Below are 1831 nucleotides of genomic sequence, written 5' to 3'. Positions count from 1 at the left end.
GCCTGAGCCCGTGCCGTTCGTTGAGGACCATCGGGAACGCCCTTATGATCGTGATGCCGTTCGGAATTTTCATCAGGCATTGATGGCGATAGACCGGGTTCTCAAAGCGTTCCGGACCTCCTTCATCGGGAAATCCAGTCCCGTGCACCTCTTCTGGGGAAGCTTCGATCTGGCCGTCACACGGTTTTCGGGACGGCAGGCGCCAATTCATCCGGGCGGCATTCCAGCGTTACCGGACGACGTGGCCCAGGAAGCCTACGATCGCGAGGTTTCTTCGGCGGGTTTTTGGCCTGGAGGCGGCGGCATCGATTATCCAGCGTTCTACGCCTACGCCTATCCGGCACCAGGCGGTTTGAGGGTCGCGTCAGTTCAGCCCGATGCCGCATTCTGGCATGAGGGCCTTTCCGAATTCATCCTGCCTTATGACGCGGTCCAGTCTGCGGCCGATCCTGACGAGGCGCTCCTGGCGTTTCTCGTCTCGACCTACGAAGCTGCCGCCGATCTGGCAGGGTGGGACCGGGATCTGCTCGAGTGCACGCACGGACAACGCGGCAAAGTTCGGGAACTAAATGTGAGGCTTCCGGATAAGGCTGCTTCGTCGGCGATCGAGGAGGTAGAACGGGAGGATGGGACGGCGAAGGGGCGGTACCGAATAGTGGTTGATGGCGTCGAAGCGGAGATGACCTACAGCCGAGCTGGTAAACAACTCATCATTATCGACCATACCGATGTTCCTGGCGCTTTGAGGGGACGAAAGGTCGGTGAGCGCCTTGTACTTCAGGCGGTCGAGGACGCCCGACGCGAGGAGAGTTCGATCATTCCCCTTTGCCCGTTTGCCAAAGCCCAGTTTGAACGACATCCTGAGTGGCAGGACGTTCTACGCAAGTGAGTAGGCTATCCAGCATTGGAGATAGCATGCAGGAAGAAACCGACCTGTTCGAGGATGCAGATAAGTTCCTGATGGCCGCTGTCGATGAGGCAATCGACAACGCTGCCAAGACCGCAGGACATGAACTTCAGACACTGGGTTTACGCACCTCGCCACATGATTACTTCGCCGACGGCGTTCTCCGCCACCTTTTCCTGCGTTTGTGCGGAGCCGACCTGAAAACCAACGCGGGGGGAGATCCCGAAACGGCATGGAAAATCCTCTACATGGGACGCAGTGTCGCCCGTCACTGGGAGAGGGAGCGCGGCAGTCCGCCAGCGCTCCGGAAGAAAAAAGAACGCCGAGAGGATATTGATAGAGATGCGAGTGAACGCCAGCAACTGGCACTCTCCGCACAGAACTTCGCCATGACAACCGCTATTCGCGCTTTGCTCGATCACGCACGCGCTTCGGATCCGGGAATCTCAGATCGCCTCGAAGCAGCAATTGACGCACGCCACGCGAGGCTTGAGTCCAAATCCGACACCGACTGCGAGTTCACCAAAAGAGCAAAAATCTACCTGTCGCTCCTGACCGGTCCGCCGGACTAGGCGCAGTGCTGCACAATCGGAACCTCAATAGCTTATGGAGTTAAACATGACAGAGAGTTGCCCAGTTCTTACACCGGCTGAAAGACAGACCGTCGACGTGATCAAGAGTGCGGACAAGGCATTGGCCAATGCGGTGTCTCTGGCTTTGGAAGAGATGGTCAAAAAAGCTGCCGAAGATATGCGAGCAATTGGCCGGGAAGAATCCGCGCCGGCGATGCAATATTTTGCGAGCGTCATCCATCAGAGAATGTACTGCCTGATGTGCGGTGCGGATCCGGACACGCTCAAAGGCGGGGATCCAGAAATCGCCTACCACGTCATCCGCAACAGTCAGAATATCGCCAGGCACTAC

The 1831-nt window shown here is 57.6% G+C and carries 3 protein-coding genes; all 3 read left to right on the top strand.

What is annotated here, in order from left to right; translation table 11 throughout:
* Positions 1-889 (top strand): DUF5996 family protein (locus AC1D35_RS35850; RefSeq protein ID WP_477942729.1); only part of this gene is annotated, 889 nt, incomplete at its 5' end.
* Positions 890-915: 26 nt separating this feature from the next.
* Positions 916-1479: a hypothetical protein gene (locus AC1D35_RS35845; protein WP_477942727.1), complete on the top strand. Its 564-nt coding sequence runs from the start codon at positions 916-918 to the stop codon at positions 1477-1479.
* A gap of 46 nt (positions 1480-1525) precedes the next feature.
* Positions 1526-1831: hypothetical protein (locus tag AC1D35_RS35840; RefSeq protein ID WP_477942725.1), on the top strand; the 306-nt coding region annotated here is incomplete at its 3' end.

Source organism: Rhizobium sp. P1_E6 (assembly GCF_056405875.1).
The sequence above is the reverse complement of the archived record's forward strand: the minus strand, read 5'-3'. Positions and strand labels throughout refer to the sequence as shown.

Bases quoted from the DNA above. Each gene is read 5' to 3' on its own strand.
- AC1D35_RS35845 (WP_477942727.1), top strand. From the start codon at position 916: ATGCAGGAAGAAACCGACCTGTTCGAGGATGCAGATAAGTTCCTGATG.